This is a genomic window from Streptomyces sp. ERV7, from assembly GCF_001653515.1.
Classification (GTDB): domain Bacteria; phylum Actinomycetota; class Actinomycetes; order Streptomycetales; family Streptomycetaceae; genus Streptomyces.
Map to the genome: position 1 here is coordinate 1 of NZ_LYOY01000101.1, position 4,042 is coordinate 4,042.

The window sequence follows — 4,042 nt, forward strand, 5'->3', positions numbered from 1 at the left end:
CCCCAGCGCCGCCAGCAGAGTGGCCCGCGGCCTACGGTCGGCCAGCGCGCCCGCGAGCCAGATCCCGGCCACCGTCGCGGCCCCGAAGAGGAAGAGGACAAGGTCCGCGCGTCCGAACCCGGCGTGCTCGGCGAACGCCACCAGGAAGGTGTACATCGCCTGGTGGCCGAGGAGGAGCAGCAGGGTGACGGACAGGACGGTCCGGATGCCCGGCAGTGCCGCGATGTGCCGCAGCGGGGTCCGCCCGGCGCTCGGCTCGCCGGGGAAGTCGGGCACGTACCGCAGCGCGCACAGCACCAGGAGCGCGGCGAGGACGGCCAGGGCGGCGAAGCCCGCACGCCAGCCGACCGCGCCCGCCAGCGCGGAGCCGAGGGGAACACCGAGCGAGAGCGCGACCGTGATGCCCGCGAGGACGATCGCGATGGCGCGGCCCCGGCGCCGGGCGGGGACCATCCGGGCGCCGTAGCCCGCGAGCATCGCCCACAGCGTTCCGCCCATCGCTCCGGCCAGCAGCCGGGCTCCGCACGTCAGGAGGTAGGAGGGGGAGAGCGCGGTGACGGCGTCGGCGAGCGCGAGGCCGGTGAGCGCGCCGGTCAGGACCGTGCGCCGGGGCAGCCCGCGCAGCAGCGCGGTGAGCGGTATCGCGGAGAGGAAGGAGGCGGCCGCGTACAGCGTCACCAGGAATCCGACCCGGCCCTGCGACACCCCGAGCCCGCCACTCATACGGGGGAGCAGCCCGGCGGGCAGCAACTCGGTCAGTACGGCGGTGAAGGCCGTGGCGGCCAGCGTGAGCAGGCCGCCCCACGGCAGTGCGGCGGGTTCGGCGGCGCTCGGCGCGGCGGTGCGCGCCAGTGGTGCGGTCGGCATACGGCCATCGTCGAACCCTCACATTAGTGTGAAGGGCAAGTCCCCTCCTGCCGGGACCGCGCTGACCTGCGCCGGAGCCCGTTCCGGGGCGGGCAGCGAGGTTCCTGGCTGTTCATGACATCCTGTGTCGTCACAGCTCGCCGGACAGATCGGATCGGCGGACGTCCGGGGGGTTACAGGGGAAGGTCGATGAGGCTCTGCTTTCTGGTGGAGGAGCACTACCGCCACGACGGCATGCCGGTGGAGGTGATCCGCCAACTCGTCGCCTGGGGTCATCGGGTGGACGTGCTGCGCCCGGGTGGTTCCCTGCTGCGGATGTCCGAGGCGGTCACCGCGGGCAGCCATGACGCCTGGGTGCTCAAGACGGTGTCCGGCGGCCCGGGACTGACGCTCCTGGAGGCCGCCGCCGCGGTCGGCCTGACCACCGTCAACGACGCCCGGTCGATCCGGGGCGTACGGGACAAGGCGCTCGCGGCGGCCATCGGCCGCAGCCGGGGCCTGCCGATGCCGACGACCTACGCGGCGGCCGTCCCCGAACTGCTCGCGGAGATACCCGAGTCCGAGTTCCCGCTGGTGGTCAAGCCCGCCGACGGCAGCGCCGGACGCGGGGTGTGCCTGGTCCCCTCGCCGGACCGGCTCGCCGCGATGGCGGGGCAACTGGCGGGCCAGGGCATGCTGGTGGCCCAGCCGTATGTGCCCAATTCGGGCGTCGACCTCAAGGTGTACTGCGTGGGCGGCGAGCTGTACGCCACCGAGCGCTGCTCCCCGCTCCACCCCGACCACGCGGTCCGCGAGCGGCAGGTGGCGCTCCCGGCCGAGGTGGCCGCGACCGTTCGCCGGGTCGGCGCGGCCTACGGCCTCGATCTCTTCGGGGTGGACGTCCTGCTCGGCCCCGACGGGCCGGTGGTGGTCGACGTCAATGACTTCCCCAGCTTCCGCCAGGTTCCCCAGGCGGCGGCGCGGGTGGCGCGCGCCGTGCTCGAACTGGCCCGCACGGGCCGGGCGAGCGCCCCGGACGTCTTCCCGGAAGCCATCATCTCGGAGCAGCCGGGGGCGGCCGTATGAGGATCGGGCTGATCACCCCCGAGCCCGGACATCCGCTGCTCGCCGCCGCGACCGCCCTGCTCGCCCGCGAGCACCTGGTGGAGCCGGTGCACCCGGACTCGGCGCCCCCGGACCGCGTCGCCGACGTCTATCTGCTCAAGTCCCGTACGCCCACCGCCCTCGCGCTGGCCCGCGCGCTGGAGGCGCGCGGCGCCGCGGTGCTGAACTCCGCGTCCGCGACCGGCCTCTGCCAGGACCGCACGGCGATGGCGGAGCTGGCCGACCGGGCCGGGCTGCCGTTCGCGGCGACCCGTACCTTCGCCGCGCTCGGCCCGCTGCCGGACCAGGAGGACCTCACCTATCCGCTGGTGGTGAAGAGCCGCCACAGCCGCCGCCACGACCTGGTCGCCCGCGCCGACGACAGCGCGGGGCTGCGGGCGCTGGCCGAAGGGTGGGCGCGGGAGCCGGTGGTGGTGCAGGAGTTCACCGCCAACAGCGGCTGGGACCACAAGCTGTGGGTGATCGGCGGCCGGGTCTTCGCCGCCCTGCGCCGCTCCGAGCTCGCGCCCGGGGACCGCGGCCCCACCCGCTCGCTCCCCCTGGACGCGCTGCAACCCGGCTGGGCCGCCCTGGCGCTGCGGGTGGGTGAGGTCTTCGCCCTGGACGTGTACGGCGTCGACCTCATCGACGTGGGCGGGAGCCCGCTCATCGTCGACGTCAACGCCTTCCCCGGGATACGGGGTCAGCTCGGCGCACCCGAAGCGCTCGCCGAGCTCGCCCTGGCGGCGGGGAGCGGCCGCCTCATCCCACGGACGCGGGCACGCCCTGCGGAAGAGTCGTGTTCCACGCCGTGATCACCGGTCGGCCGTGCTCGGTCCCCAGCCGCGACACGGCCCCGGTGCCGAGCAGGAAGAGCGCCCCGGCCGAGGCGGGCAGCCCCAGATAGCGGGCCGTCAGGACGCGCAGGAAGTGCGAGTGGGCCACCAGTGCGACATCGCCGCCGGAGCCCATGGCCGCGACGGCCTCGGCGAGCACCCGGTCGGCCCGCTCGCCGACCTGCTCGGCGCTCTCGCCCGGATGCGCGGCGGGCCCGTCGGCGACCCCGTCCGTCCACAGGTTCCAGTCGGGGCGGTCGCGCTGGATCTCGGGGGTGGTGACGCCCTCGTACCCGCCGTAGTCCCACTCGCTCAGATCGGGGCGCACCAGCGGGGCGGTGAGTCCGGCGAGTTCGGCGGTGTGCCGGGCCCGGGCCGCCGGGCTGACCAGGGTGAGCCCGATCCGGTGTCCGGCGAGCAGCGGCGCCACCGCGCGGGCCTGGGCCTCGCCGTGCTCGGTGAGCGGCAGGTCGGTGTGGCTGGTGTGCTGCCCCGTCAGGGTCCACGCCGTCTCGCCGTGCCGTATCAGGATCAACTCGCCCATGGATCGTTCCCGTTCTCCGCGACCGGCCCGCCGGGCTCGTCCCGCCGGACCGTGTACGGCACAACCATGTGGTGTCCCATGGCATTCCGGCAGGTGGGGCCGGTGGCGGAGGTCACGCTCAGCGGGCGAGGAAGGCGCGCACGCCCTGCGAGACGGCGTCGTCGCCGAGCAGGTCGTTGTGCGCCAGACAGCCCGCCGGGTTGTTGACCGCACCGGTGAGCGGCACGCTGCTGTCCGGGTTGATGACCTCGTCGCAGCCGGACCACCAGGTCGCGTACTGGACGGCGCCGGGCGTCTCGTCGCCGTCGGCCAGGTGCTTCTGCACATACGAGCCCGGGGTCATGTCACGACAGGCCTGGGACCACAGCGCGCAGGCCCAGGCGGTGGACGTGCCGTGGTTGGGCCCGGCGAGCGAGACCCAGTGGCCGACGGTGGCGGTGCCGCCGCCGAACTTGACGTACCAGCGCGTCACCAGGCTCCCGAAGGAGTGGGCCACGACGTCCACCTCGGCCGCGCCGGTCCGGGCGCGGACCTGGTCCACATAGGCGGCGAACCGGCCGGACAGCACCTCGTTGACCGACTGGCCGGTGTCGTAGCCCCAGGAGAACAGCTCGGCGTCGGTGTATCCGGACGCCTTGAAGTCCTCGCGCATCCCGCCCCAGACGCCGGGGTCGGCGTTGTATCCGTGCACGAAGATCACGGGGGTGTGGGC

5 protein-coding genes are annotated in these 4,042 nt (G+C 74.3%); 2 read left to right on the forward strand and 3 right to left on the reverse strand.

The window, feature by feature from the left end; translation table 11 throughout:
- Nucleotides 1-867 (reverse strand): MFS transporter (locus A8W25_RS31000; RefSeq protein WP_067167816.1); only part of this gene is annotated, 867 nt, incomplete at its 3' end.
- Between the two features lie 189 nt (nt 868-1,056).
- On the opposite strand from A8W25_RS31000, the gene A8W25_RS31005 reads away from it, so the two are divergent.
- Together A8W25_RS31005 and A8W25_RS31010 are read left to right on the forward strand one after the other, a co-directional pair.
- Nucleotides 1,057-1,932 carry an ATP-grasp domain-containing protein gene (locus tag A8W25_RS31005; RefSeq protein WP_067167818.1) on the forward strand — a complete coding sequence of 292 codons (876 nt, stop codon included), beginning with the start codon at nt 1,057-1,059 and terminating at the stop codon, nt 1,930-1,932.
- On the forward strand, nt 1,929-2,765 hold the full coding sequence (locus A8W25_RS31010) for an ATP-grasp domain-containing protein (protein ID WP_067167819.1): 837 nt from the start codon (nt 1,929-1,931) through the stop codon (nt 2,763-2,765). Before A8W25_RS31005 ends, A8W25_RS31010 begins: the two co-directional genes overlap by 4 nt.
- Here A8W25_RS31010 and A8W25_RS31015 read toward each other — a convergent pair.
- A complete protein-coding gene (locus tag A8W25_RS31015; RefSeq protein ID WP_067167821.1) occupies nt 2,713-3,330 on the reverse strand; it encodes a histidine phosphatase family protein in 618 nt (205 codons plus the stop codon). The genes A8W25_RS31010 and A8W25_RS31015 overlap by 53 nt on opposite strands.
- A gap of 118 nt (nt 3,331-3,448) precedes the next feature.
- The coding region (locus A8W25_RS31020) for an esterase/lipase family protein (RefSeq protein WP_067167823.1) at nt 3,449-4,042 on the reverse strand (594 nt) is incomplete at its 5' end.

Bases quoted from the DNA above. Each gene is read 5' to 3' on its own strand.
- A8W25_RS31005 (WP_067167818.1), top strand. From the start codon at position 1,057: ATGAGGCTCTGCTTTCTGGTGGAGGAGCACTACCGCCACGACGGCATG.
- A8W25_RS31010 (WP_067167819.1), top strand. From the start codon at position 1,929: ATGAGGATCGGGCTGATCACCCCCGAGCCCGGACATCCGCTGCTCGCC.
- A8W25_RS31015 (WP_067167821.1), bottom strand. From the start codon at position 3,330: ATGGGCGAGTTGATCCTGATACGGCACGGCGAGACGGCGTGGACCCTG.